The sequence below is a fragment of the Pseudomonas glycinae genome, from assembly GCF_001594225.2.
Lineage (GTDB): Bacteria > Pseudomonadota > Gammaproteobacteria > Pseudomonadales > Pseudomonadaceae > Aquipseudomonas > Aquipseudomonas glycinae.
Genome location: NZ_CP014205.2, coordinates 3,095,274 through 3,120,663, shown reverse-complemented (window position 1 = coordinate 3,120,663; position 25,390 = coordinate 3,095,274). Strand labels below are relative to the sequence as shown.

Sequence of the window (25,390 nt, the reverse complement as noted above, 5' to 3'; positions counted from 1 at the left end):
AATACAAAAAAGCCCTGCCATCACTGGCAGGGCTTTTTCATGTCCGCGAGGCGGGTTACTGACGAACCAGACGGTGGTTCGGCAGTTGCACGCTTTCAGTGCTGCGGTACGGGTTGATGTCCAGCCCGCCCCGGCGCACGTAACGCGCGAACACTGTGAGTTTTTCCGGCTTCAGCAGGCGCTGCAGGTCGAGGAAGATCCGCTCCACGCACTGCTCGTGGAAGTCCGAGTGCTGACGGAAGCTGACGATGTACTCCAGCAAACTGGCGTGATCCAGCGCCGCGCCACGGTATTCCACCACCACGCTGCCCCAGTCCGGCTGACTGGTCACCGGGCAGTTGGATTTGAGCAGATGGCTGTGCACGCTCTCCTCCACCACCCGCGAATCGTCGCAGCGCAGCAGCTCAGGACGCGGGTGTTCGTAGTTGCTGACGCTGATATCCAGATCGTCGATGCACACGCCCGGCAGCGCCACAACGCCTTCGGCTTCGACGTCTTTCAGGCTGCGTACGCGCACGCCCACCGGTTTGCCGGCAGCAGCGGACAAATCCTTGACCAGCGTCGCCTCCAGGCTCGCGGTGTCGGCGAACGGCGTCTGGTTCAGCGAGTTCAAGTACAGCTTGAACGACTTGGATTCGATGATGTTCGGCGAATCCGCCGGAATGCTGAATTCACCGATCGCCACCACCGGTTTACCCGACGGCAGCAGCCACGACAGTTCGAAGCAGTTCCAGACATCCACGCCTTTATACGGCAGGGTCTCGGCGGTCAGGCCCAATTCGGCCCATTTCGCGGTGCGCGGGATCGGGAACAGCAGGGACGGCGTGTACGTGGCGATGTATTCGCTGGATTTGCCCAGCGGCGAATGTTCGGCTGCGGGATGCATGGCGGAAACCTGACTGAAGAATCAGCGGATTCTACCAGTCTTTGCTTCCGCCTTTGAGTGCTTACTGACTGACAGTCAGTTTGCCGACCATTCCGGCCTGGTAATGCCCGGGAATATTGCAGGCAAACTCCAGGTTCACCGCTTTGCTGAAGGTCCAGGTCAACTCGGCGGTCTTGCCCGGTTCCACCAGCACGCTGTTGGGGTCGTCATGCTTCATGCCATGCCCCATCGAGCCGTGATCCATGCCCGCCATGTCGTGGGACATTTCCTTCATGCCGGTCGGCGTCAGCACGCCGCTTTGCTGCATCTGCAACATTTCCTGCTGATGTTTTGCATGCATCGTTGCGTCGCCGAGGTTGAATTCGTGCAACAACTGGCCTTTATTCACCAGCACAAAACGAACGGTCTCACCGGCCTTGATCTCGATCGCCTTCGGATCGAAGCTCATGTCGCCCATCACCACTTCAATGCTGCGGGTGGCCTTGGCCGCCGGGGCCGGCTGGCCGAAGTCATAGGTGTGCGCCGGCGACGCCCACAGCGGCGAACTCAGCGCCAGCAGACACGCGGCAAGGGCCAGACGGTTGCGCAAAAACATAGTCGTACTCCAATAAATCAAGGTTCAGCCTGTGGGAAACTCTAGCCCGCCTGCGCTGGCAGCGAACTGACAGAGAGATTACAACTTTGTCAGTTTGGCGCTCACCGCGTGAGCCCACGGTATAACGTCCTCGTTCCCGCTACCCGAGTTGCCCATGAAACTGCTGATCGTCGAAGACCAACCCAAAACCGGCCAGTACCTGCGCCAGGGCCTGACCGAGGCCGGTTTCAACACCGAACTGGTGGCCGACGGCACCACCGGCCAGCAATTGGCGTTGAGTGGCGACTATGCGCTGCTGATCCTCGATGTGATGCTGCCCGGACGCAATGGCTGGCAGATCCTGCAAGCGGTGCGCAGCGCCGGCCTGGAAACGCCGATCCTGTTTTTGACCGCCAAGGACACCGTGGAAGATAGGGTTCACGGCCTCGAACTGGGCGCCGACGACTACCTGGTCAAACCGTTCGCTTTCTCCGAACTGCTGGCGCGGGTGCGCAGCCTGTTACGCCGCGGCAGTTCCACGCCCCAGGAAACCAGCCTGCGCCTGGCCGATCTGAGCCTGGACCTGATCCGCCGCCGGGTCGAACGCAACGGTCAACGTATCGACCTCACCGCCAAGGAGTTCGCCTTGCTGGAAATGCTCCTGCGCCGCCAGGGCGAAGTGTTGCCTAAATCGCTGATCGCCTCGCAGGTCTGGGACATGAACTTCGACAGCGATACCAATGTGATCGAAGTGGCGATTCGCCGACTGCGCCTGAAGATCGATGACGACTTCCCCAACAAACTGATTCACACCGTGCGCGGCATGGGCTACGTCCTTGAAGAGCGTGCCGACTGATGCGCCGATTGTCCTTGAGCGGTCGGCTGGCGCTGCTGTTCGCCGGCTGCACCGCAGTGGTTTCGCTGGTGGCCGGGGTTGTTTTCAATCGGGCCAGCGAGGGCCACTTCATCGAGCTCGACCAGCAACTGCTCGAAGGAAAACTGCTCAGCGTGCGTCAGACGCTGCGCAGCGGTAGCGACGCCGCGCACATCACCGATGAATTGAGCCAACAGGGCGATGTTTCGTTGCGTATCAGCAGCTCTGAGGGGCAGCGCTGGTTCGGCCGCTCGTTGCATGCCCCGGTGAACCTGCCGCAACAGCCCGGCCTGGCCACCATCAGCGACAACGGCACCGACTATCGCCTGCTCAACGCTGCGCTTGAACCGGGAAAACCCGATTCCCCGCAATTGACCTTGCTGCTGGACATCACCCACCACCAGCACTTCCTGCAACGCATGCAGCATCTGATCTGGCTGACCGTCGGCCTCTCGGCGCTGGCTACCGCGCTGCTCGGTGCCTGGGCCGCCCGCAGCGGTCTTCGCCCGCTACGACGAATGAGTGCGGTCGCCCGTGGGATTTCGGCGCAATCGCTGAATGCCCGACTGCCGGAAGCCCGAATGCCCGCAGAACTCACGGAATTGGCCCACAGCTTCAACGCCATGCTCGGACGTCTCGATGACTCCTTTCAGCGGCTGTCAGCGTTTTCTGCTGACATCGCCCATGAACTGCGCACCCCATTGTCGAACCTGCTGACCCACACTCAGGTCACTCTCACCCGCCCTCGTCCCCTCGAAGACTATCGCGAGGCACTGCACAGCAACCTGGAAGAGCTGCAATGGATGGCGCAGTTGATAAACGACATGCTTTATCTGGCCAAGGCTGACCACGGCTTGCTGATGCCCAAGCGTGAACCGCTGGAGCTGGCGGAAGAAGCCGATGCGTTGCTGGAGTTTTTTGCGCCGCTGGCCGAAGACGCCAAGGTCAGCCTGAGCCGTGACGGTGCGGGGCGGTTCGAGGGGGATCGCGCGATGTTGCGTCGGGCGCTGTCGAATCTGCTGGATAACGCGTTGCGCTTTACCCCTGCTAACGGCGAAGTGCGCGTGCAGGTGGCCGAGCAGGCGAAATCCTTGAGGGTGTCCGTGGAGAACAGTGGTGAAGGGATTTCTGCGCAGTTGTTGCCGCGTTTGTTCGACCGCTTCTACCGGGCGGATCCGGCGCGCCAGGAAGGCAGCAGCGAGCATGCGGGATTGGGACTGGCGATTACTCAGTCGATCATCCGGGCCCATGGCGGGCAGATTCATTGCGAATCGGCTCAGGGCTGGACGCGGTTTGTGATTGAGTTGCCTCGAAGCTGATCGTTCCCACGCTCTGCGTGGGAACGAGCATCAGGATGCTTAGGAATAACGCAACGCGTGCGCCGGTTCGATCTTCGCCGCCCGCCACGCCGGGTAAACGGTGGCCAGGAAGCTGAGGATGAAGCCCGCCGAGCAGATCAGCAGCACGTCGCCGCCCTGCAATTCCGATGGCAGGTTGCTGACGAAATACACGTCCGAACTGAAGATGTGCTGCCCGGTCACTCGCTCCACCCAGCCCACCATCTCACTGACATTCAGCGCGGCAATCACGCCCAGCACGCCACCAATGATGGTGCCGACGATGCCGATCACCGTGCCCTGCACCATGAAGATCGCCATGATCTGCCGTGGTGTGGCGCCGATAGTGCGCAGGATCGCAATGTCCGCGCCCTTGTCGTTCACCACCATGATCAGGGTCGCGATGATGTTGAACGCCGCCACCGCGACGATCATCAACAGCAACAAGCCGATCATGGTTTTTTCCATCTTCATCGCGCTGAACAGGCTGCCCTGGGTGTGGGTCCAGTCGTCCGCCTTGAAGTCGGCGCCTAATCCGGTGGCAATGTCCGACGAAACCTTCGGCGCGGCGTACAGATCCTTCACCGCCAGACGCACGCTCTGCACCTGATTCGGCTCCCAGTGCTGCATGGTCGCGGCGTCGGAGACGTGGATCAGGCCCATGGAACCGTCGAGTTCGGCTCCGACCTTGAACACGCCGACCACGTTCAGACGCTGCATGCGCGGGGTGATGCCGCCCGGTGCGGTGCTGACTTCCGGCACGATCAGGGTGATCTTGTCACCGACATTGAGACGGAAACGCCGGGCGGTGATTTCACCCAGCACTACGCCGAATTCACCCGGTTTCAAGGCATCGAGACGGCCCTGAACGATGTGCTGGGCAACGATCGACACCTTGCCTTCCTGGGCCGGATCGACGCCGCTGATCTGGATCGGCTGCATCATGCCCTTGTAGGACAGCATGCCTTCCATCTCGGTGAACGGCACGGCGGCCGTCACTTCCGGGTTCTTCATCGCGGCGGCGGCCACTGGCTGCCAGTCGTCGATCGGCTTGACGCCGACGATGGTCGCGTGCGGCACCATGCCGAGGATGCGCGAGCTCATTTCACGCTGGAAGCCGTTCATCACCGACAGCACCACGATCATTGCCAGCACGCCGAGGGCGAGGCCGATCATCGAGGTCATCGAAATGAACGAAACAAAGCGATTGCGGCGCTTGGCGCGGGTATAGCGCGTGCCGATAAAGATCGATAACGGTCTGAACATTCGCTGGGGCACCGTATAAAAATAAAAGACCCGATGCCTTTTCAGGCACCGGGTTTCAAGCCGTCAGATGGGGGTCAGGCAACCTTCCTGCAGCTGCAGGACGCGGTCCATCTGGCGAGCCAGGTTCATGTCGTGAGTCACTACCAGAAACGCCGTGCGCATCGAAGTGCTGAGTTCCAGCATCAGATCCTGAATGCCTTCGGCGGTATGAGAGTCGAGGTTGCCGGTCGGCTCGTCGAGCATCACCAGCCCTGGATTGTTCACCAGCGCACGGGCGATGGCCACACGCTGGCGTTCGCCACCGGACAGCTCCGCCGGCTTGTGTTCCAGGCGATGGCCCAGACCGACCCGTTCCAGCAACGCCGTGGCACGCTGACGGGCTTCCGGGATCGCGGTCTTGCCGATCAGCAGCGGCATGCAGACGTTTTCCAGCGCGGTGAATTCCGGCAGCAGGTGATGGAACTGGTACACGAACCCGAGGGCGCGGTTACGCAGCAGGCCACGCTTCTTCTCGCTCAGCGCCGACAGCTCTTCACCATCGAGCCAGACACCGCCCTTGGTCGGCGTGTCGAGACCGCCCAGCAGGTTGAGCAAGGTACTTTTGCCCGAACCGGATTTGCCGACGATCGCCACCCGCTCGCCTGGATGCAGTTCCAGTTGCAGGTTGGCCAGCACTTCCACCGACTCCGGGCCTTCCTCGTAGGATTTGCCCAGGTTGCGGCAGCTCAAGATTGCTTTTTCACTCATGCCCGACTCACTCATAACGTAGCGCCTCCGCCGGCTGGGTGCGCGCGGCACGCCAGGCTGGATACAGGGTGGCGAGGAAACTCAGGACCAACGCAGCGGCGCAGACCATGACCACGTCCTGGCTCTGCACCTGCGACGGCAGGTAATCGATGAAATACACGTCGGCGTTGAGGAATTTGTGTCCGATCACGCCTTCGAGGGCCGAAATCGCGGCGCTGACGTTGAGCGCGGCGAAGATCCCGACCACGGCGCCGATGGCCGTGCCGACCACGCCGATCACCGTGCCCTGCACCATGAACGTGCGCATGATCGTGCCCGGTGTGGCGCCCAGTGTGCGCAGAATGGCGATGTCGCCCTTCTTGTCGTTCACCACCATCACCAGCGTGGAAATGATGTTGAACGCCGCCACGGCGACGATCAGCAGCAACAGCAGGCCGATCATGGCTTTTTCCATGCGGATCGCCTGATACAGGTTGCCGTGGGTACGGGTCCAGTCGCGGGCGTAGTAACGGTCCTCGCCGAGGCGCTGGGCGATGTTCCACGCTTCACGCGGCGCCTGGAACAGATCGTCGAACTTGAGGCGCAGACCCTGTACCTGATCAGGCTTCCAGCGGTGCATCTTCGCCAGATCCTGCAGGTTGGTGACGCCCAGATAGCCGTCCAGTTCGCCAGCGCCGACATGGAAGATGCCGACCACAGTGAAGCGCTTCATGCGCGGGAACATCCCCGCCGGGGTCACGCTGACTTCCGGTGCGACGAAGGTGATCTTGTCACCGATGCCTACGCCGAGCTTGGTCGCGGCCTTGTCGCCGATCACGATGCCGAAGCTGCCCGGCGTCAGGTCGTCGAGTTTGCCCTGCTTCATGAAGTTGTCGATGATCGAGACATTGCGCTCCAGCGCAGGGTCGATGGCATTGAGCAACACCTTGGACACCTGGCCGTTGTTGGTCAGCAACCCCTGCATCTGGGTGAAAGGCGCGACGGCCGCCACCTGCGGGTTCTGCTTGACCTTGGCGGCCAGGCTCGGCCAGTCGTTGATGGCCTCACCGGACTCGATGGTCGCGTGGGGCACCATGCCCAGCACGCGGGTGCGCATCTCATGATCGAAGCCGTTCATCACCGACAGCACCACGATCATCACGACCACGCCAAGGGCGAGCCCGATCATCGAAGTCAGGGAAATGAATGACACAAAATGATTGCGACGTTTTGCACGGGTATAACGCGTGCCGATAAATACGAAGAGAGGTCTGAACATGTCGGGGCTTGTTCGGAGGGAAAAGGAACGTCCTTGTGGCGGGGGTCGATAACCAGCTTTACACTCAGACCACCGCCGCTACCATGGGTTCGCCATGTCGACATTAGATGAAGAAGATCGCCGCGAATACTACCGTATCGAGGACATGATCGCACTGGAAATTCGGCCCCTGTCCGCTCCCGAAGCCGCAGGCCAGGAAGTGTTGCAGGATGCTTCTCCACTGTTCAACCTGCTCAGCGAACTGCACCTGAGCGAATTCGAGTCGCAGCACCTGCTGCGCCAGATCAGTGAGCGCGACCGCGCCATCGCGGCGTTCCTGAAATCCCAGAACAAACGCATCGACCTGCTCAGCCAGGTGGTCGCCCTGACCGTGCTCGGCCATATCGGCGAGCCGCAACCGGTGATCATCTCCGAGGGCGGCATCGACTTTCAGCACCCGACGCCGATTGCCACCGGTGCGCACCTGTCGGTGAAACTGGTGCTGATGCCCCAGGCCCTCGGCCTGTTGTTGCGCGCCCGCGTGACCCATTGCGACCGCAAGGGCGACGGCTACGACGTCGGCACCGAGTTCGAGCACCTGACCGACGCCCAGCGCCAGTTGCTCGCCCGCTATATCTTGCAGAAGCAGGCCCAGGAACGACGTCTGGCCCGCGAACAGAACGAATCAGGCATCTAAATTAAGGAAGAACCGTGACCCTTATCTACGGCCACCGCGGCGCCAAGGGCGAAGCACCGGAAAACACCCTGAGCAGCTTTCAGGAATGTCTCAAGCACGGCGTACGCCGTTGCGAGCTGGACCTGCACCTGTCCAAGGACGGCGAGTTGATGGTCATCCACGACCCGACCCTCAAGCGCACCACCGACCGGCGCGGCAAGGTAGTCGAGCACACCGCCGCCGAGCTGGTGACCTACGATGCGCGCAAGGGCGGTCCGGGCTGGATCAAGCCGTGCCCGATTCCGACGCTGGAAGAACTGTTCGAAAAGTGTGATTTCGAGCACTGGCAGCTGGAAGTCAAAAGCGCTTCGCGCACCCGCGCCGCGACCACCGTGCTGGCGATCCGTGAAATGGCGGTCAGGCACGGACTGCTCGACAAGGTGACGATCACCTCGAGTTCGCGGGAAGTGTTGAAGGCTGCACTGGATCTGGTGCCCGACGTATCACGCGGCCTGGTGGCCGAGTACGCCTGGCTCGACCCGTTGAAGGTCGCACAGAGTTACGGTTGCGAGATTCTGGCGTTGAACTGGACGCTGTGTACGCCGGAACGCCTGCAAAAGGCGCAGCGTCAGGGGCTGCATGTGTCGGTGTGGACCGTCAACGAGCCTGCGCTGATGCGCAGACTCGCCGACTTCGGCGTTGACAGCCTGATTACAGACTTTCCCGGTTTGGCCACTGCCACCCTCGGGAATGGCTGAAATCGGTCTCCCCGGCCGGCTCAGGCCACCGGCCGGAGCCCGTCAAAAAAGCCGGTTGAGGCCGTCGTACGCCGCTACCCGATAGGCTTCGGCCATGGTCGGGTAGTTGAACGTCGTGTTGACGAAGTACTTCAGGGTGTTCAGTTCGCCCGGCTGGTTCATGATCGCCTGACCGATGTGCACGATCTCCGACGCCTGATAACCGAAGCAGTGAACGCCCAGCACTTCCAGGGTTTCACGGTGGAACAGAATCTTCAGCATGCCTTGCGGCTCGCCGGCGATCTGTGCACGCGCCATGCTCTTGAAGAACGCCTTGCCCACTTCGTACGGCACTTTGGCCTGGGTGAGCTCCTGCTCGTTCTTGCCGATCGAGCTGATCTCCGGAATGGTATAGATGCCGGTCGGCACGTCATTCACGAAACGCCAGCTTCCATTGTCGACGATGCTGCCGGCGGCCGAACGGCCCTGGTCGTGGGCGGCACTGGCCAGGCTCGGCCAGCCGATCACGTCACCGGCGCCATAGATGTTCTGCACACAGGTGCGGTAGTTCTCGTCGACTTCGATCTGGCCACGGCTGTTGACCTTGACCCCGATGTTTTCCAGACCCAACTGGTCGGTGTTACCGGTACGACCGTTGCACCAGAGCAAGGCGTCGGCCTTGATCTTCTTGCCGGACTTCAAGTGCAGGATCACGCCGTTGTCCACGCCTTCGACGCGGTCATATTCTTCGTTGTGACGCACGGTGATGTTGTTGTTGCTGAAGTGGTAGCTCAACGCCTGGGAAATTTCCGAGTCGAGGAAGCTCAGCAACTGACCGCGGTTGTCCACCAGTTCGACCAGCACGCCCAGACCGCTGAAGATCGAGGCGTATTCACAGCCAATCACGCCGGCGCCGTAAACGATCAGTTTGCGCGGGGTGTGGCCGAGGCTGAGGATGGTGTCGCTATCGTAGATACGCGGGTGGTGGAAATCGATGTCCGCCGGGCGATAAGGACGCGAACCGGTGGCGATGATGATGTGCTTGGCCACCAGTTTCTCGACCACGCCGTTGGCGCAGACCACTTCGATGGTTTGCTCGTCGGCGAAGCTGCCGGTGCCGAAGAACACGTCGACGCGGTTACGGGCGTAGTAGCCGGTACGCGAAGCGACTTGCTTGGAGATGACTTTCTCGGCGCTTTTCAACACGTCCGGAAAGGAGAACCAGCGCGGCTCGCCGATCGCCCGGAACATCGGGTTGGTGTTGAACTGCATGATCTGCCGCACCGAATGACGCAGGGCCTTGGACGGGATGGTGCCCAGGTGGGTGCAGTTGCCGCCGACCTGGCGACGGCTGTCGACCATCGCCACCTTGCGCCCTGCTTTGGCGGCGTTCATTGCCGCGCCTTCTCCCGCCGGGCCGGAACCCAGCACCACCACGTCGTAGTTGTAGACAGCCATGCGTACTCCTCAGAACAGGCCGCGGTGCCAGCAGCACCGGCGGCTAAATCACGCCGAACGACGGCGCGAAGGAACAATTGGGGGCCAGTAGAAAACCCGGACACAGTCTATAGAAGCGTCAACGCCGCGCACATTAACCCTTGGTCGCGTCGTAGGCTACTTTTGCCTGCACTACAACGCCAGCTTTCGTACTGTTCTCAGTCAACTTTTGCGCCACTGAGCCGTTCGAAAGCGTGACTGGTGCGTGTGACGAAACCTGTATCGGCACGAATCACAAAGAATGCACCAATGTCGTGTTTTTCGGCATAGTCCCAGGCCTTTTCAGGCCCGAGAATCAGCAACAGAGTCGATAGTCCATCGGCCATCAGCGCTGAAGGATGAATCACCGTGACCGACGCCAGGTCATGTAGGACGGGCGCACCGCTCCGGGCATCGAAGGTGTGGGAATAGCGCCGGCCATCCTGCTGAAAATAGTTGCGGTAGTCACCGGAGGTGGACAGGCCGTAGCCATCCACATTAATGACGCGCTCTGCCACCTGCTGATCGTCTTGCGGTTCTTCCAGAGCGATACGCCACGGCGAACCATCAAGCTTCTTGCCGGACGCCTTGAGCTCGCCGGTGGCTTCCGCGAGATAGTCATGGATGCCCAGAGCCTCGAGCCGCGCAGCAATGGTGTCGACCGCGTAACCGGCGGCGATGCTGTTGAAATCCACCTCGACCGCCGCATCCTTGCACAACCGGTCGCCGTCGATGTGCAGGTGTTGATGACCGACTCGCTGGCGCACTTCGGCCAGCGCCGCCGCATCCGGGACTTTTTCTTCACGCCCTTGCGGGCCGAATCCCCATAGATTCATCAGCGGCTCAACCGTGAGGTCGTAGGAGCCTTCGCTTTGTTGCGACAGCTGCTCGCCCACGCGGATCAATTCAAGGATCGGTGCGGGCATGATCTGACAGCGATCAGCCGGCAATGCATTGAAGCGCGAGATATCGGAGTCTGCGCGGTAAGTCGACATCTGCCGGTCGACGTCCGCGAGGATTTTTTCCACTTCGACACGCACCTCCTGCGGCGCAGGCAGATTGGCGTGGCGCACGTACTTGATCGAATAGGTGCTGCCCATCGTCGGGCCGCCGAAAGTCTCCAGGGAATCACCGTTGCCGCAGCCGGACAAAAAAACGCTCAGCAGCACGAGAATCCCCCACCGTCCAGTTAACAATTCTTCATCTCCCCGCAAAACCGCGCCGGCCATTATGGGCTACGAGCGCAACGCTTTCTTACAAGATTTAGAGCGAGTACCTACCCATGTCCTCCACGACCGGCAAAGGCAAGGCGATTTTTCGCGTTGTCAGCGGCAACTTTCTCGAGATGTTCGACTTCATGGTCTACGGCTTCTACGCCACGGCCATTGCCAAGACCTTCTTCCCCACCGACAGCGCCTTCGCATCCCTGATGCTTTCTCTGGCCACTTTCGGCGCCGGCTTCCTGATGCGTCCGTTGGGGGCGATTTTTCTCGGTGCCTATATCGACCGTCATGGCCGCCGCCAGGGCTTGATCATCACGCTGGCCCTGATGGCGGCCGGCACCGTGCTGATTGCCTGCGTGCCGGGCTACGCCACCCTTGGGGTTGCCGCGCCACTGATCGTGCTGTTCGGCCGCTTGCTGCAAGGCTTCTCGGCCGGTGTGGAACTGGGCGGCGTGTCGGTGTATCTGGCGGAAATCGCCACGCCGGGCCGCAAGGGCTTTTTTGTCAGCTGGCAGTCCGCCAGCCAGCAAGCCGCCGTGGTGTTCGCCGGCCTGCTCGGTGTCGGCCTCAACCATTGGCTGAGCCCCGAGCAGATGGGCGAATGGGGCTGGCGTGTGCCGTTCCTGATCGGCTGCATGATCGTCCCGGTGATTTTCGTCATCCGCCGATCGCTGGAAGAAACACCGGAGTTCCAGGCGCGTAAACATCGCCCTACCCTGCAGGAAATCGTCCGCTCGATCGGTCAGAACTTTGGCATCGTCATCGCCGGCATGGCGCTGGTGGTCATGACGACGGTGTCGTTCTACCTGATCACTGCCTACACACCGACCTTCGGCAAGGCGGAATTGCACCTGTCGGACTTCGATGCGTTGCTGGTGACTGTGTGCATCGGCCTGTCGAACTTCTTCTGGTTGCCGGTGATGGGCGCAGTGTCCGACAAGGTCGGGCGTAAACCCCTACTGTTGGCGGCGACGATTCTGGCGATCCTGACCGCTTATCCGGCGCTGTCGTGGCTGGTGGCGAACCCGAGCTTCAGCCATTTGCTGATCGTCGAATTGTGGCTGTCGTTCCTGTACGGCTCGTACAACGGGGCAATGGTGGTGGCGCTCACCGAGATCATGCCGGTAGAAGTTCGTACGACCGGATTCTCGCTGGCCTACAGCCTGGCGACCGCAACCTTCGGTGGCTTTACGCCGGCGGCCTGCACTTATCTGATCCACGTGCTGGACAACAAGGCGACACCGGGGATCTGGCTCAGCGGCGCAGCCGTGTTGGGCCTGATCGCCACGCTGGTGCTGTTCCGTGGCAACAGGCACGAACTGCGCACGGCACAAGCCGCTATTCCCCGCTAAGGCAAATCGCGCACAAACAAAAACGCCCCGACCAGAGTCGGGGCGTTTTCATTTGCAGCTAAGGCTTAGCGCGGGAACGCTGGCGGGTTTACACCGGCCATGTCTTCCATTACGCGAACCACCTGGCAGCTGTAACCGAACTCGTTGTCGTACCAGACGTACAGAACAACGCGGTTGTCCTGAACGATGGTCGCTTCAGCGTCGACCACACCGGCGTGACGCGAGCCCACGAAGTCGGTCGAAACCACTTCCTGCGAATTGACGAAGTCGATTTGCTTGTGCAGATCGGAGTGCAGCGCCATGTAGCGCAGGTACTCGTTCATCTCTTCACGGGTGGCGGCTTTCTCGAGGTTCAGGTTGAGAATGGCCATCGACACGTTCGGCGTCGGAACACGGATCGCGTTACCGGTCAGCTTGCCGGCCAGCTCAGGCAGGGCCTTGGCAGCAGCGGTGGCAGCACCGGTCTCGGTGATGACCATGTTCAGCGCGGCGCTACGGCCACGGCGATCGCCCTTGTGGAAGTTGTCGATCAGGTTCTGGTCGTTGGTGTACGAGTGAACGGTTTCGACGTGACCGTTGATGATGCCGAACTTGTCATTCACGGCTTTCAGCACCGGCACAATGGCATTGGTGGTGCAGGAAGCGGCGGACACGATCTTGTCGTCAGCAGTGATTTCGTTGTGGTTGATACCGTGAACGATGTTCTTCAGCTTGCCCTTGCCAGGCGCGGTCAGAACAACGCGGTCGATACCCGGGCACGCCAGGTGCTGACCCAGACCATCGGCATCACGCCATACACCGGTGTTGTCCACCAGCAGCGCATCTTTGATGCCGTACTGGGTGTAATCCACTTCGGTAGGGTTCTTCGCGTAGATAACCTGGATCAGGTTGCCGTTGGCGGTGATGGTGTTGTTTTCTTCATCGATGGTGATTGTGCCGTTGAACGAACCATGTACCGAATCGCGACGCAGCAGGCTGGCACGCTTCGTCAGGTCGTTTTCGGCGCCCTTGCGCACCACGATGGCACGCAGACGCAGGCCGTCGCCGCCACCGGTTTTCTCGATCAGGATACGCGCCAGCAGACGGCCGATACGACCGAAGCCGTACAGTACAACGTCGGTGCCTTTGCGTGCCGAAGCGTTTTGCTGGCCAACCACGTCAGCCATTTCTTCGCGAACGAATTGCTCGGCGGTGCGGCCGTTGCCTTCGTTGCGGAATTTGTACGCCAGTTTGCCCAGATCTACCGAGGCCGCGCCGAGCTTGAGCTCGCTCATGGCCTTGAGCAGTGGGAATGTTTCGTGGACGGAGAGTTCGCTGTCGTCGGCAGAACGGTGGCGAGCAAAGCGGTGAGCTTTGAGAATCGCGATGACAGACTGGTTGATCAGGCTGCGGCCATAGATCGAGCTCACCACGTTGTTGTTGCGGTAGAGCTGACCGATAAGCGGAATCATCGCTTCTGCGAGTGCTTCACGGTCGATCCATTCACCAAGACACTGGTCGGGCTTCTGAGTCACGGTAACCTTCCACATGTAGGGGCAGAAAAAAGGGGCTACATTATGCCGCCGAGAACCTCTTGTAGCAATGCGCGCTTGTCGCGCAATCGGTAACAAAAATCCGTCCAAAAAAATAACGCTCTCCGCCAGCCCAGTAAAACCGGGGCTTCCAGCGCAGTCAGTTTTTCGACGACTGTTAGACGATGTCTGTAACCCTCCGTAACACCACCGACTTTTGGCACTACATAACCGTAAAAAAAGCGCTGGTTTTTATGGTTACCACTACATTTTTCTCAAACAGCGCAGATAGACGCATCCCGCAACTGACAGGCGGCACCGGACGCCGCTACAATTACCGACTTTGTCGCAACGCCTGGAGCTCAACCTTCCGTGCCTGTTCTGCGTCTACCGCTTCTCCCTGCCGCGGCAGGTAAACAGCACTGGGGCAACCTCCCCGGTGCCGCCCTGAGCCTGGCGATTGCCGAGGCCGCCAGCGCTGCCAAGCGCTTCACGCTGCTTTTGACTGCCGACAGCCAGAGTGCCGAACGGCTGGAGCAGGAGCTGAGTTTCTTCGCCCCGGATTTGCCGGTGCTGCATTTCCCGGACTGGGAAACCCTGCCCTACGATCTGTTTTCGCCGCACCAGGACATCATCTCCCAGCGCATCGCCAGCCTTTATAGACTGCCGGAGCTGGAACATGGCGTGCTGGTAGTGCCGATCACCACCGCCCTGCATCGCCTGGCGCCGACCAAATTCCTGCTCGGCAGCAGCCTGGTACTGGATGTCGGGCAGAAACTCGATGTCGAGCAAATGCGCTCGCGGCTCGAAGCCAGCGGCTATCGCTACGTCGACACGGTTTACGAACACGGCGAGTTCACGGTGCGTGGCGCGTTGATAGACCTGTTCCCGATGGGCAGCAAACTGCCCTATCGCATCGACCTGTTCGACGACGAAATCGAAACCCTGCGCACCTTTGATCCGGAAAACCAGCGCTCCATCGACAAGGTCGACTCGGTCAAGCTGCTGCCGGCCAAGGAATTCCCGCTGCAAAAAGACGCGGTCACCCGCTTCAAGGCGCGCTTTCGGGAGCGCTTCGACGTCGACTTCCGTCGCTGCCCGATCTTTCAGGACCTGAGCAGCGGCATCACACCGGCCGGTATCGAGTACTACCTGCCGCTGTTCTTCGAAGAAACCTCGACCCTGTTCGATTACCTGCCGCAGGACACCCAGGTGTTCTCGCTGCCGGGTATCGAGCAGGCGGCGGAAAACTTCTGGAATGACGTGCGCAACCGTTATGAAGAGCGTCGCGTCGATCCATCGCGTCCCTTATTGCCGCCAGCCGAACTGTTCCTGCCGGTGGAAGACTGCTTCGCCCGCCTGAAGAACTGGCCGCGGGTGGTCGCCAGTCAGCAGGACGTGGAAACCGGCGCCGGCCGCGAGCGCTTTCCGGCGCAGGCCTTGCCGAATCTGGCGATCGAAGCCAAGGCTACCCAGCCGCTGGCCGCGCTGTCGGCATTCCTCGACGAATTCCCCGGACGCGTGCTGTTTACCGCCGAATCCGCAGGCCGCCGCGAAGTGCTGCTGGAGCTGCTGGACCGCCTGAAGCTGCGACCGAAAACCGTCGACAGCTGGCCGGACTTCGTTGCGAGCAAGGATCGCCTGGCGATCACCATCGCCCCGCTCGACGAAGGCCTGATGCTCGACGAGCCGGCGCTGGCACTGGTCGCGGAAAGTCCGCTGTTCGGCCAGCGCGTGATGCAGCGTCGCCGTCGCGAAAAACGCGCCGACGCCAACAACGATGCGGTGATCAAGAACCTCACCGAGCTGCGTGAAGGCGCGCCGGTGGTGCACATCGATCACGGCGTCGGCCGTTATCTCGGCCTGACGATTCTGGAAATCGACAATCAGGCTGCCGAATTCCTGACCCTCGAATACGCCGAGAACGCCAAGCTCTACGTGCCGGTGGCCAACCTGCATCTGATCGCCCGTTACACCGGCAGCGACGATGCGCTGGCCCCGCTGCATCGCCTCGGCTCCGAGACCTGGCAGAAAGCCAAGCGCAAGGCCGCCGAGCAAGTGCGCGACGTCGCTGCCGAATTGCTCGACATCTATGCCCGCCGCGCCGCCCGCGAAGGTTATGCGTTCGCCGATCCGAAGGCCGATTACGCAACCTTCAGCGCCGGTTTCCCGTTTGAAGAAACACCGGACCAGCAATCCACCATCGAAGCCGTGCGCGAGGACATGCTTTCGCCGAAACCGATGGATCGCCTGGTCTGCGGCGACGTCGGTTTCGGCAAGACCGAAGTGGCCATGCGCGCCGCGTTCATCGCCGTGCACGGCGGCAAGCAGGTGGCGATCCTGGTGCCGACCACCCTGCTCGCCCAGCAGCACTACAACAGTTTCCGCGACCGTTTCGCCGACTGGCCGGTGACCGTGGAAGTGATGAGCCGATTCAAGTCGGCCAAGGAAGTCAACGCTGCGGTGGCCGAACTGGCCGAAGGCAATATCGACATCGTCATCGGCACCCACAAGCTGCTGCAGGACGACGTCAAAATCAAAAACCTTGGGCTGGTGATCATCGACGAAGAGCACCGCTTCGGTGTCCGTCAGAAGGAACAGCTCAAGGCCCTGCGCAGCGAAGTCGACATTCTTACGCTGACCGCCACGCCGATTCCGCGCACGCTGAACATGGCGGTGTCGGGCATGCGCGACCTGTCGATCATCGCCACGCCACCGGCGCGACGCCTGTCGGTGCGCACCTTCGTCATGGAGCAGAACAAGAGCACGGTCAAAGAGGCTTTGCTGCGAGAGCTGCTGCGTGGCGGTCAGGTTTACTACCTGCACAACGACGTGAAGACCATCGAGAAGTGCGCCGCTGACCTCGCCGAACTGGTGCCGGAAGCGCGGATCGGCATCGGCCACGGGCAGATGCGCGAACGCGAACTCGAACAGGTGATGAGCGACTTCTATCACAAACGCTTCAACGTGCTGATCGCCTCGACCATCATCGAGACCGGCATCGATGTGCCGAGCGCCAACACCATCATCATCGAGCGCGCCGACAAGTTCGGTTTGGCGCAGTTGCACCAGCTACGTGGCCGCGTTGGTCGTAGCCACCACCAGGCTTACGCCTACCTGCTGACCCCGCCACGCCAGCAAATTACTGGTGACGCGGAAAAACGTCTGGAGGCGATTGCCAATACTCAGGATCTGGGTGCCGGTTTCGTGCTGGCCACCAACGATCTGGAAATCCGTGGCGCCGGCGAATTGCTGGGCGACGGTCAGAGCGGGCAGATTCAGGCCGTTGGATTCACGCTGTACATGGAAATGCTCGAGCGCGCGGTGAAGTCGATCCGCAAGGGCGAACAGCCGAACCTCGACCAGCCGCTCGGCGGTGGCCCGGAAGTCAACCTGCGGGTGCCGGCGCTGATTCCGGAAGATTACCTGCCGGACGTTCACGCACGCCTGATCCTGTACAAACGCATCGCTTCGGCCACCGACGAGGAAGGTCTGAAGGATCTGCAAGTGGAAATGATCGACCGCTTTGGTCTGCTGCCGGAGCCGACCAAAAATCTGGTGCGCATCACGGCGCTTAAATTGCAGGCCGAGCAGCTGGGCATCAAGAAAGTCGATGGCGGCCCGCAAGGTGGCCGTATCGAGTTCGCGGCGCAGACGCCGGTCGATCCGATGACCCTGATCAAACTGATCCAGAGCCAGCCTAAACGCTACAAATTCGAAGGCGCCACGATGTTCAAGTTCCAGGTGCCGATGGAGCGCCCGGAAGAGCGCTTTAATACTGTGGAGGCGTTGTTCGAACGCCTCATCCCGAAAACTGCTTGAAGGACGCCGCATGCGCCTGTTTCGCTCTCTGACTTTGCTACTGACGCTCGTAGCACCGACGGCGTTTGCCGATGACCTGTATCAGGTCGAAATGATTCTGGTACGCCAGAACGCCGTGCCGGCAATTGTCAGCCGCGCCGCACCGGAAGACTGGGCGGCCGGCGCGCAACGCCTGGGCGATAACAGCAAACGCACCCCGGCGCTGAACGACGTTGTGACCAAACTCACCGCCAGCGGCGAGTACAGCGTGCTGATGCACAAAGCCTGGCAGCAGACGCTCGGCGAGACGCCGGCGAAGGTTGCAGTCAGCGAAGGTCAGGAGCAGTTCGGCCAATTCCCGATCGAAGGCACGATTGAAATGAAGCTCGGGCGCTTTACCGACGTGAACGCCGATTTCTGGGTCAACCAGATCGACGCCAACGGCATGGTCACCGCCAGCGAGCGCCTTAAACAGGACAGCCACACCAAGAACGGCCAACTCAACTACCTCGACAACGGCCATCTGGCCCTGCTGATCAAGATCACTTCACTGACGGCGCCCGCGCCTCGGGAAGCGCCTGAAGTCGTTCCGGACTGATCGAAGTCCTTATGCCCCCGCCACTGAGTAAACCGCTGGCCTCCTCCTGGGTCAGCCGATTCAAGGAACAAAGCCTGGAGCGTGGCCGTCGCTACGCGCTGGAAAACCGGGTGCGATTCGTGCAGGTCGGCGACGCGACCATTACCGCCAGCTGCGAAGGCTCTGGCGGTAACGTCTACCGTCAGACGATTCATCTGCGTGAGTCGGCCAAAGGCACGTTGCTGATGGTCGACGCCACATGCACCTGCCCGGTGCACAGCAACTGCAAACATTGCGCGGCGGTGTTGCTGCAAGTGCAGGAAACCCTCGAATACCCCGCTGCTGCCAAAGACGCCGAACTGCTGGAAAAACTCCAGGCCGTGCTGGAAAACCGCAGCCCGAAAGCGCCGCCGCAAGTGCTGGTGGACAATGTGCAGCCAGTGCCGCGCCTGTGGCTGGCCAGCGTCGAGTTCAGCGCGTTCGAGCCGCGCAACGGCAAGATGCAGCGTTACATCCAGCATCGTGCGGCATTGTCCTTCAGTTACCTCGACGAATACGTCAGCGGGCAGAAAAACAGCGACATCCTGATTCGCCAGGAAGCCCAGACCCTGCGGGTCAAACGGCATCCGGACGTCGAACAGAGCTACCGCGAGCAGCTGCGAATTCTCGGTTTTCGCATCGCCACCCGGCAGAGCAAGGCCCTGCCGGAAAGCGCCGGCGAACTCTACGAGATGGTCAACGACAGCGCGTGGCTGACCTTCACCCTCAACGATCTGCCGAAGCTGCGCACCCAAGGCTGGGAGCTATTGGTCGACGATGAGTTCGGTTTCGACCTGACCGCCGTCGACGACTGGTACGCCACCGTCGAGCAGACGCCGGAACGCGACTGGTTCGATCTGGAGCTGGGGATCATCGTCAACGGCGAGCGCCTGAGCCTGCTGCCGATCCTGCTCAACCTAATGCGTTCGCACACGGAAATCCTCAACCCGGAACGTCTCGCCCGCCGTCGCGACGATGAACTGATTCTGGTGAACATCCCGCAACGCAACAGCGAGCACGGGCCATTGCAGGTCGCCCTGCCCCTCGGCCGGCTGAAGCCGGTGCTGGCGACCCTTGGCGAGTTTTATTTGCAGGAGCCGGGAGAAACCACCCTGCGCCTGAGCAAGGCCGACGCCACACGCCTGAACTCGCTGGAAGGCATTCCCCTGCTCTGGGAAGGTGGCGAGCAGATCCGCAGCTTCGCCCAACGCTTGCGCGACATCCGCGACTACAGCGCCGAAACACCGAAGGGGCTTAATGCGACGCTGCGCCCTTATCAGCTCGAAGGCTTGAGCTGGATGCAGTCGTTGCGGCAACTGGAGGTCGGCGGGATTCTCGCGGACGACATGGGCCTGGGTAAAACCCTACAGACGCTGGCGCACATTCTCAGCGAGAAAAACGCAGGGCGACTGGATCGACCCTGCATGGTGGTGATGCCTACCAGCCTGATCCCCAACTGGCTGGACGAAGCGGCGCACTTCACTCCACAACTCAAGGTTGTCGCCCTGTACGGTGCCAGCCGTAAAAAGCATTTCGAGCATCTGGCCGATTACGACCTGATCCTCACCACTTATGCGCTGCTGCCCAAGGATGTCGAACGTCTGGCCCAGCAGCCGCTGCACGTACTGGTGCTGGACGAAGCGCAGTACATCAAGAACCCGAACAGCAAAGCCGCCCAGGCTGCCCGTGACCTCAATGCGCGTCAGCGTCTGTGCCTGAGCGGGACGCCGCTGGAAAATCACCTGGGCGAACTGTGGTCGCTGTTTCACTTCCTGCTGCCCGGATGGCTCGGCGACGTCAAAAGCTTCAACGCCGATTACCGTGTGCCGATCGAAAAACGCGCCAGCGAAGTCAGACTTCAGCACCTCAACGGTCGGATCAAACCGTTCCTGCTTCGTCGCACCAAGGAACAGGTTGCGACCGAGCTGCCGCCGAAAACCGAGATCATCCACTGGGTCGAGCTCAACGAGGCCCAGCGCGACGTGTACGAAACCATGCGCCTGGCCATGGATAAAAAGGTTCGCGACGAGATCACTCGCAAAGGCGTGGCGCGCAGCCAGATCATCATTCTTGAAGCGCTGCTCAAGCTGCGCCAGGTCTGTTGCGATTTGCGCCTGGTCAACGACGCCACCCTGCCCGCCCGCGGCAGCACCTCGGGCAAGCTCGACAGCCTGATGGAAATGCTTGAGGAGTTGTTTGAGGAAGGTCGGCGGATTCTGCTGTTTTCGCAGTTCACTTCGATGCTGACACTGATCGAGGACGAGCTGAAAAAACGCAATGTCGCGTATGCGCTGCTGACGGGACAGACCCGTGACCGGCGCACCCCGGTGAAGGAATTCCAGAGCGGCAAGCGTCAGATTTTTCTCATCAGCCTGAAGGCTGGTGGTGTGGGCCTGAACCTGACAGAAGCGGACACGGTGATTCACTACGATCCGTGGTGGAACCCGGCGACCGAGAATCAGGCAACCGACCGCGCCTATCGCATTGGTCAAGAGAAGCCGGTGTTCGTTTACAAGATGATTGCCCGGGGCACGGTCGAGGAGAAAATTCAGCTTCTGCAGCGGGAGAAATCCGACCTGGCGGCCGGCGTGCTGGATGGGCGCAAGGCCGGGGACTGGAAGTTGCAGAGTGATGATATCGAGGCGCTGTTTGCGCCGTTGCCGGACAAGTTTGAAAAGCGCTGAGATCTTTATCGGCTATCAGATCGATTCGCGGGCAAGCCCGCTCCCACAGGTTTAGCGTGACCTCTGTGGGAGCGGGCTTGCCCGCGAAAGGCTCGACTCGGTTTCGAGCCAGACTCAGCCCTTGAGCACGCGCGCCAACGTAGACTTCACCTTGCCCATGCCATCGTGCAACGCCTGCTCGATCTCAGCCATGGTGATCACTTCAGTGGTCTTGCCCGCAGCCGGGTTCACCACCAGCGACAGACAGGCGTAATCCAGATCCAGCTCACGGGCCAGCGCCGCTTCCGGCATGCCGGTCATGCCGACGATGTCGCAACCGTCACGTTCAAGACGCACGATTTCAGCAACGGTTTCCAACCGCGGGCCCTGGGTGCAGGCGTAAACGCCCTGATCGCTGTACTCGCAACCTTCGGCGGCCAACGCAGCAATCAGTTGCTGACGCAGCGGTTCGCTGTAGGGAAAGCTGAAGTCGATGTGAGTGACATGTTCCAGGTCATCGGCGAAATAGGTGTGCTCGCGACCACTGGTGTAGTCCACGATCTGATGCGGCACGCAGAAATGCCCAGTGCCCATTGCAGGATGGATTCCGCCCACGGCGTTGACCGCGATGATCGCTTCGGCCCCGGCCTGCTTCAACGCCCAAAGGTTGGCGCGGTAGTTGACCTTGTGCGGCGGGAAGCGATGCGGGTGACCGTGACGAGCGAGGAACAGCACTTCCTTGCCGGCGTATTCGCCAATCTGAACCTCGGCCGATGGCGCACCATAAGGCGTATCCACCGCCAGCGACTGACGAATGCTCAGGCCTTCCAGCTGGGTCAGGCCGGTGCCGCCAATGATTGCGTAAACCGTCATAGCGAAAAATCCTTAATCGATCAGTTGAGCGTCTTTGAGCGCGCCGACAGCGGTCAGCCAGCGCGGATCCTGACGGTATTCGGTATTGGCGAATGCCTGACCGCGCATGCGTGCGATGCGCGGCGACGGCTTGACCTTCATGCGCTGCGCGGCGCTCAGGGCAAGTTCAGCGGCGGCGCGGTCGTTGCACACCAGACCCATGTCGCAACCGGCACTGAGTGCCGCTTCGATACGGCTGGCGGCGTCGCCGACCACATGAGCGCCGGCCATCGACAGGTCGTCGCTGAAGATCACGCCATCGAACTGCAGCTCGCCGCGCAGGATGTCCTGCAACCAGCGCCGGGAGAATCCGGCGGGCTGTGCGTCGACTTGCGGATAAATAACGTGGGCGGGCATGACGGCGGCCAGTTGCTTGCTGAGTCTGGCGAACGGCACGAGGTCGTTGGCGCGGATCTCTTCCAGGCTGCGCTCGTCGTTGGGGATTGCGACGTGGGAGTCGGCTTCCGCCCAGCCGTGGCCAGGGAAATGCTTGCCGGTGGCGGCCATGCCGGCGCTGTTCATGCCTTTGATGAACGCGCCGGCGAGTAGCGCGGCGCGCTCCGGGTCACCTTCGAACGAGCGGGTGCCGACGACGGCGCTGCGCTGGTAATCCAGATCCAGTACCGGCGCGAAGCTCAGATCGAGTCCGACGGCCAGCACTTCGGTGGCCATGATCCAGCCGCATTGTTCGGCCAGGTATTCGGCGTTCGGGTTATCTGCGATGGCGCGCATGGCTGGCAAACGGACGAAGCCCTGACGCAGACGCTGAACGCGACCGCCCTCCTGGTCCACAGCGAGCAGCAAGTCCGGACGAATGGCCCGGATCGCCGCGCTCAGCTCGCGCACCTGACGCGGATGCTCGATGTTGCGAGCAAAGATGATCAGGCCGCCCACTTCGGGCTGGCGCAACAATTGGCGATCTTCGGCCGTCAGCCAGGTACCGGCGACGTCCACCATCAACGAGCCTTGCAGGCCAGCAGTCATAGAGATTCCTTGAAAACGAAAAACCCGTCGCCCACGAAACCACCACCTGGGGCATTGCCCGGCGGGTCGGTGATTTCAATGAGAAACGGGTTCAGAACGAGAGTCGACATGGGCGGCTAGCTTAGCGGATGTCAGCTGCCGCGCCCACCCATGGAGGGTTAAACCTTGGCAGGTGCCGGCGCGGATTTACTGCGTGGCCGCAACTGCGCTGTAGCCATCGCAGCATCGGTGACACCGGTTTCGGCACGCATGCCGGCCGCCAGGAACGGCACCATCAGACGCATCACCTGCTCGATGGAGGTGTTGACGCCGAAGTCGGTCTCGGCAATCGCACGCAGGGCCTTGATACCCGACATGCTGAATGCTGCGGCACCGAGCATGAAGTGCACACGCCAGAACAGTTCGATCGGAGGAATGCGCGGCGCGGCTTCGTTCACCAGCAACATGTAGCGACGGAATACCTTGCCATACATGTCTTCCAGATACCGACGCAGGTGGCCCTGGCTCTGACTGAAGGCCAGCCCAAGCAAACGCATGAAGATTGATAGATCATTGCCGCTGCGTGGCTGTACCACCAGCGCCTGCTCGACGAGGATTTCCAGCAGTTCTTCGAGCGAAGGCTTGTTCTCTGGCTTGGCTTGGCGGCGCTCCAGCTCTTTGTCGAGGCTGATGCAGAACGGACCGAGGAAGCGCGAGAAAACCGCCTGGATGAGCGCCTTCTTCGAGCCGAAGTGATAGTTCACCGCAGCGAGGTTGACCCCTGCCTTGCTGGTGATCAGACGCAATGAGGTTTCAGCGAAACCTTTTTCCGCGAACAGCTGTTCTGCAGCATCAAGAATGCGTTCAACGGTTTCCGACTGGGCCATGGCTACTCCGCCTGACAAACACTTGTTTGAAACATACGTTTCAGCCCATGCCTTGTCAAGCCTGCCCGTTCGTTTTGGGAATGGTCGGTCAGTTATTTAACCACAACAAGGACGCGACATTAATCGGCGTCTTCACTGACCGTCCGGCGGCATGGCAAAAAACGATCATTGCCAAGACCGCTTCACTGTATATAATCCCAGTCACTGTATAAAAAGACAGAGCGATCAATATGCTTAAGCTGACGCCACGCCAAGCCGAGATTCTGGCCTTTATCAAACGTTGCCTCGAAGACAACGGCTACCCGCCGACCCGTGCGGAAATCGCTCAGGAACTGGGTTTCAAGTCACCCAATGCGGCCGAAGAGCACCTCAAGGCACTCGCCCGCAAAGGCGCGATCGAGATGACTCCCGGCGCCTCTCGCGGCATTCGTATTCCCGGCTTCGAAGCCAAGGTCGACGAATCCACCCTGCCGATCATCGGTCGAGTGGCTGCAGGCGCGCCGATTCTCGCCCAACAACACATCGAAGAGTCCTGCAACATCAACCCGGCCTTCTTTCATCCGCGTGCCGACTACCTGTTGCGCGTTCATGGCATGAGCATGAAGGACATCGGCATTTTCGACGGTGATCTGCTGGCGGTTCATACCACTCGCGAGGCACGCAACGGTCAGATCGTGGTTGCGCGGATCGGCGACGAAGTCACCGTCAAACGCTTCAAGCGTGACGGCAGCAAAGTCTGGCTGATTGCCGAAAACCCCGAGTTCGCCCCCATCGAAGTCAACCTGAAAGATCAGGAACTGGTGATCGAAGGCTTGAGTGTCGGCGTTATCCGCCGCTAAAGGAGGCTTTATGCAGTTCCCACACGTACCTCAGCAAACACAACTGCCGTTGTTCGAAGCGTTTCTGGCGCAACCGCTCGCCCCCATCCTCAAAGATGTCGTCGAGCGTCCGTGGAATCCCGAACCCGAAACGTTCAGTGAGCTGTCACTGCGCGGCGCGGCCGGGAACTGCCTGAACCTGCTGGCGCCTATTCTTCGCGAATTGAGTGATGATCAGGACGCACGCTGGCTGACCTTGATTGCACCACCAGCGAGTCTGACCCAGACCTGGCTGCGTGACGCCGGATTGAATCGCGAACGCATCCTGCTCCTGCAACCGCGCGGCGCTCAAAGCGCTCAGCAACTGGCCTGCGAAGCATTACGCCTGGGCCGCAGTCACACGGTCGTCACGTGGCTGAATCCACTGAGCGCAGGATCACGGCAACAGCTGATCAGCGCCGCCCGTACCGGGGACGCTCAAAGCCTGAACATTCGTTTGGGGTGATTCAGCAACAATGTGCGCCAAGTTAAGCGCAGGGCTTCTCCAGGGATAGAGAAGCCGATCTGGAGCAGTGACTGACAGACAGCGGATCAATGAAGAACCCGCGGCCCCTCATCCTTATCGAATTCGCCTTCAACCATACGTCCTGCCATTTGCACGCCAACGCTCAACATCGCTTTGGCAATTTCAACGTGCTGGCCCTGTAGAAACGCCTTGGCATCCTCGGAGAAATCCAGAGTCACCAGAGAACCCTCGTCCTCAGCCCTGCGCAGTTCAATTCGGCCGTCTGGTAGCTCGACAATTTCTAGAAAGGACGTTGGCATATGGGTCTG

General features: G+C 60.8%; 22 protein-coding genes. 10 read left to right on the top strand and 12 right to left on the bottom strand.

Going from position 1 to position 25,390, the window contains the following annotated elements:
• Nucleotides 1–55: 55 nt before the first annotated feature.
• Together queF and copI are read right to left on the bottom strand one after the other, a co-directional pair.
• Nucleotides 56–886, bottom strand: coding sequence for an NADPH-dependent 7-cyano-7-deazaguanine reductase QueF (gene queF, locus AWU82_RS14030; protein ID WP_064381075.1), 831 nt, complete (start codon nucleotides 884–886; stop codon nucleotides 56–58).
• 61 nt (nucleotides 887–947) lie between these two features.
• Nucleotides 948–1,481 carry a copper-resistant cuproprotein CopI gene (gene copI, locus AWU82_RS14025; protein WP_064381078.1) on the bottom strand — a complete coding sequence of 178 codons (534 nt, stop codon included), beginning with the start codon at nucleotides 1,479–1,481 and terminating at the stop codon, nucleotides 948–950.
• 154 nt (nucleotides 1,482–1,635) lie between these two features.
• Here copI and AWU82_RS14020 point away from each other — a divergent pair, with 154 nt between their 5' ends.
• Nucleotides 1,636–2,316 (top strand): heavy metal response regulator transcription factor, encoded by a 681-nt coding sequence (locus AWU82_RS14020; RefSeq protein ID WP_064381080.1) that lies wholly within the window; start codon nucleotides 1,636–1,638, stop codon nucleotides 2,314–2,316.
• Complete coding sequence (locus tag AWU82_RS14015) at nucleotides 2,316–3,653, top strand: heavy metal sensor histidine kinase (RefSeq protein WP_064381082.1); 1,338 nt, start codon at nucleotides 2,316–2,318, stop codon at nucleotides 3,651–3,653. The genes AWU82_RS14020 and AWU82_RS14015 overlap by 1 nt, the downstream gene beginning before the upstream one ends.
• Before the next feature lie 39 nt (nucleotides 3,654–3,692).
• Here the strand turns inward: AWU82_RS14015 and AWU82_RS14010 are convergent, their stop codons facing one another.
• From AWU82_RS14010 to AWU82_RS14000, 3 genes are all read right to left on the bottom strand, one after another.
• Nucleotides 3,693–4,937, bottom strand: coding sequence for a lipoprotein-releasing ABC transporter permease subunit (locus AWU82_RS14010; RefSeq protein ID WP_064381083.1), 1,245 nt, complete (start codon nucleotides 4,935–4,937; stop codon nucleotides 3,693–3,695).
• A gap of 63 nt (nucleotides 4,938–5,000) precedes the next feature.
• Nucleotides 5,001–5,684, bottom strand: coding sequence for a lipoprotein-releasing ABC transporter ATP-binding protein LolD (lolD, locus tag AWU82_RS14005; protein ID WP_162831788.1), 684 nt, complete (start codon nucleotides 5,682–5,684; stop codon nucleotides 5,001–5,003).
• A 7-nt stretch (nucleotides 5,685–5,691) separates the two neighbouring features.
• On the bottom strand, nucleotides 5,692–6,942 hold the full coding sequence (locus AWU82_RS14000; RefSeq protein WP_011335182.1) for a lipoprotein-releasing ABC transporter permease subunit: 1,251 nt from the start codon (nucleotides 6,940–6,942) through the stop codon (nucleotides 5,692–5,694).
• 94 nt (nucleotides 6,943–7,036) lie between these two features.
• Here AWU82_RS14000 and AWU82_RS13995 point away from each other — a divergent pair, with 94 nt between their 5' ends.
• Together AWU82_RS13995 and AWU82_RS13990 are read left to right on the top strand one after the other, a co-directional pair.
• Complete coding sequence (locus tag AWU82_RS13995) at nucleotides 7,037–7,618, top strand: PilZ domain-containing protein (protein ID WP_007968195.1); 582 nt, start codon at nucleotides 7,037–7,039, stop codon at nucleotides 7,616–7,618.
• A gap of 14 nt (nucleotides 7,619–7,632) precedes the next feature.
• Nucleotides 7,633–8,355 carry a glycerophosphodiester phosphodiesterase gene (locus tag AWU82_RS13990; RefSeq protein WP_064381085.1) on the top strand — a complete coding sequence of 241 codons (723 nt, stop codon included), beginning with the start codon at nucleotides 7,633–7,635 and terminating at the stop codon, nucleotides 8,353–8,355.
• 42 nt (nucleotides 8,356–8,397) lie between these two features.
• On the opposite strand, the gene sthA is transcribed toward AWU82_RS13990, so the two are convergent.
• The gene (sthA, locus tag AWU82_RS13985; RefSeq protein WP_007953019.1) at nucleotides 8,398–9,792 is read right to left on the bottom strand and encodes a Si-specific NAD(P)(+) transhydrogenase; all 1,395 of its coding nucleotides are present in this window, start codon (nucleotides 9,790–9,792) and stop codon (nucleotides 8,398–8,400) included.
• Nucleotides 9,793–9,989: 197 nt separating this feature from the next.
• On the bottom strand, nucleotides 9,990–11,039 hold the full coding sequence (locus AWU82_RS13980) for an FAD:protein FMN transferase (RefSeq protein ID WP_223290690.1): 1,050 nt from the start codon (nucleotides 11,037–11,039) through the stop codon (nucleotides 9,990–9,992).
• 53 nt (nucleotides 11,040–11,092) lie between these two features.
• On the opposite strand from AWU82_RS13980, the gene AWU82_RS13975 reads away from it, so the two are divergent.
• Complete coding sequence (locus tag AWU82_RS13975; RefSeq protein WP_064381088.1) at nucleotides 11,093–12,385, top strand: MFS transporter; 1,293 nt, start codon at nucleotides 11,093–11,095, stop codon at nucleotides 12,383–12,385.
• 65 nt (nucleotides 12,386–12,450) lie between these two features.
• On the opposite strand, the gene AWU82_RS13970 is transcribed toward AWU82_RS13975, so the two are convergent.
• On the bottom strand, nucleotides 12,451–13,914 hold the full coding sequence (locus tag AWU82_RS13970; RefSeq protein ID WP_011335187.1) for a glyceraldehyde-3-phosphate dehydrogenase: 1,464 nt from the start codon (nucleotides 13,912–13,914) through the stop codon (nucleotides 12,451–12,453).
• Between the two features lie 354 nt (nucleotides 13,915–14,268).
• Between AWU82_RS13970 and mfd the strand changes: the two genes are divergently transcribed.
• Genes mfd through AWU82_RS13955 form a run of 3 tightly spaced genes read left to right on the top strand, consistent with a single transcriptional unit; the run spans nucleotide 14,269 to nucleotide 20,997 of the window.
• A complete protein-coding gene (mfd, locus tag AWU82_RS13965; RefSeq protein WP_064381090.1) occupies nucleotides 14,269–17,718 on the top strand; it encodes a transcription-repair coupling factor in 3,450 nt (1,149 codons plus the stop codon).
• A 10-nt stretch (nucleotides 17,719–17,728) separates the two neighbouring features.
• Nucleotides 17,729–18,295, top strand: coding sequence for a CsiV family protein (locus tag AWU82_RS13960; RefSeq protein ID WP_064381093.1), 567 nt, complete (start codon nucleotides 17,729–17,731; stop codon nucleotides 18,293–18,295).
• An 11-nt stretch (nucleotides 18,296–18,306) separates the two neighbouring features.
• A complete protein-coding gene (locus AWU82_RS13955) occupies nucleotides 18,307–20,997 on the top strand; it encodes a DEAD/DEAH box helicase (RefSeq protein WP_064381096.1) in 2,691 nt (896 codons plus the stop codon).
• A 114-nt stretch (nucleotides 20,998–21,111) separates the two neighbouring features.
• Here AWU82_RS13955 and AWU82_RS13950 read toward each other — a convergent pair whose 3' ends face one another.
• The 3 genes from AWU82_RS13950 to AWU82_RS13940 all read right to left on the bottom strand — a co-directional run bounded on the left by AWU82_RS13950 (nucleotide 21,112) and on the right by AWU82_RS13940 (nucleotide 23,738).
• Complete coding sequence (locus AWU82_RS13950; protein WP_007953033.1) at nucleotides 21,112–21,849, bottom strand: S-methyl-5'-thioinosine phosphorylase; 738 nt, start codon at nucleotides 21,847–21,849, stop codon at nucleotides 21,112–21,114.
• A gap of 12 nt (nucleotides 21,850–21,861) precedes the next feature.
• Entirely contained in the window at nucleotides 21,862–22,860 is a 999-nt protein-coding gene (nagZ, locus tag AWU82_RS13945) for a beta-N-acetylhexosaminidase (protein ID WP_169432674.1), read from the bottom strand.
• A 170-nt stretch (nucleotides 22,861–23,030) separates the two neighbouring features.
• Nucleotides 23,031–23,738: a TetR/AcrR family transcriptional regulator gene (locus tag AWU82_RS13940; protein WP_064381100.1), complete on the bottom strand. Its 708-nt coding sequence runs from the start codon at nucleotides 23,736–23,738 to the stop codon at nucleotides 23,031–23,033.
• A 230-nt stretch (nucleotides 23,739–23,968) separates the two neighbouring features.
• On the opposite strand from AWU82_RS13940, the gene lexA reads away from it, so the two are divergent.
• The gene (gene lexA, locus AWU82_RS13935; protein WP_007953044.1) at nucleotides 23,969–24,577 is read left to right on the top strand and encodes a transcriptional repressor LexA; all 609 of its coding nucleotides are present in this window, start codon (nucleotides 23,969–23,971) and stop codon (nucleotides 24,575–24,577) included.
• Between the two features lie 10 nt (nucleotides 24,578–24,587).
• Nucleotides 24,588–25,061, top strand: a complete 474-nt coding sequence (gene sulA / locus AWU82_RS13930) for an SOS-induced cell division inhibitor SulA (RefSeq protein WP_064381103.1) — start codon at nucleotides 24,588–24,590, stop codon at nucleotides 25,059–25,061.
• A gap of 86 nt (nucleotides 25,062–25,147) precedes the next feature.
• Here the strand turns inward: sulA and AWU82_RS13925 are convergent, their stop codons facing one another.
• A complete protein-coding gene (locus tag AWU82_RS13925; RefSeq protein WP_007953047.1) occupies nucleotides 25,148–25,381 on the bottom strand; it encodes a hypothetical protein in 234 nt (77 codons plus the stop codon).
• Between the last annotated feature and the right edge of the window lie 9 nt (nucleotides 25,382–25,390).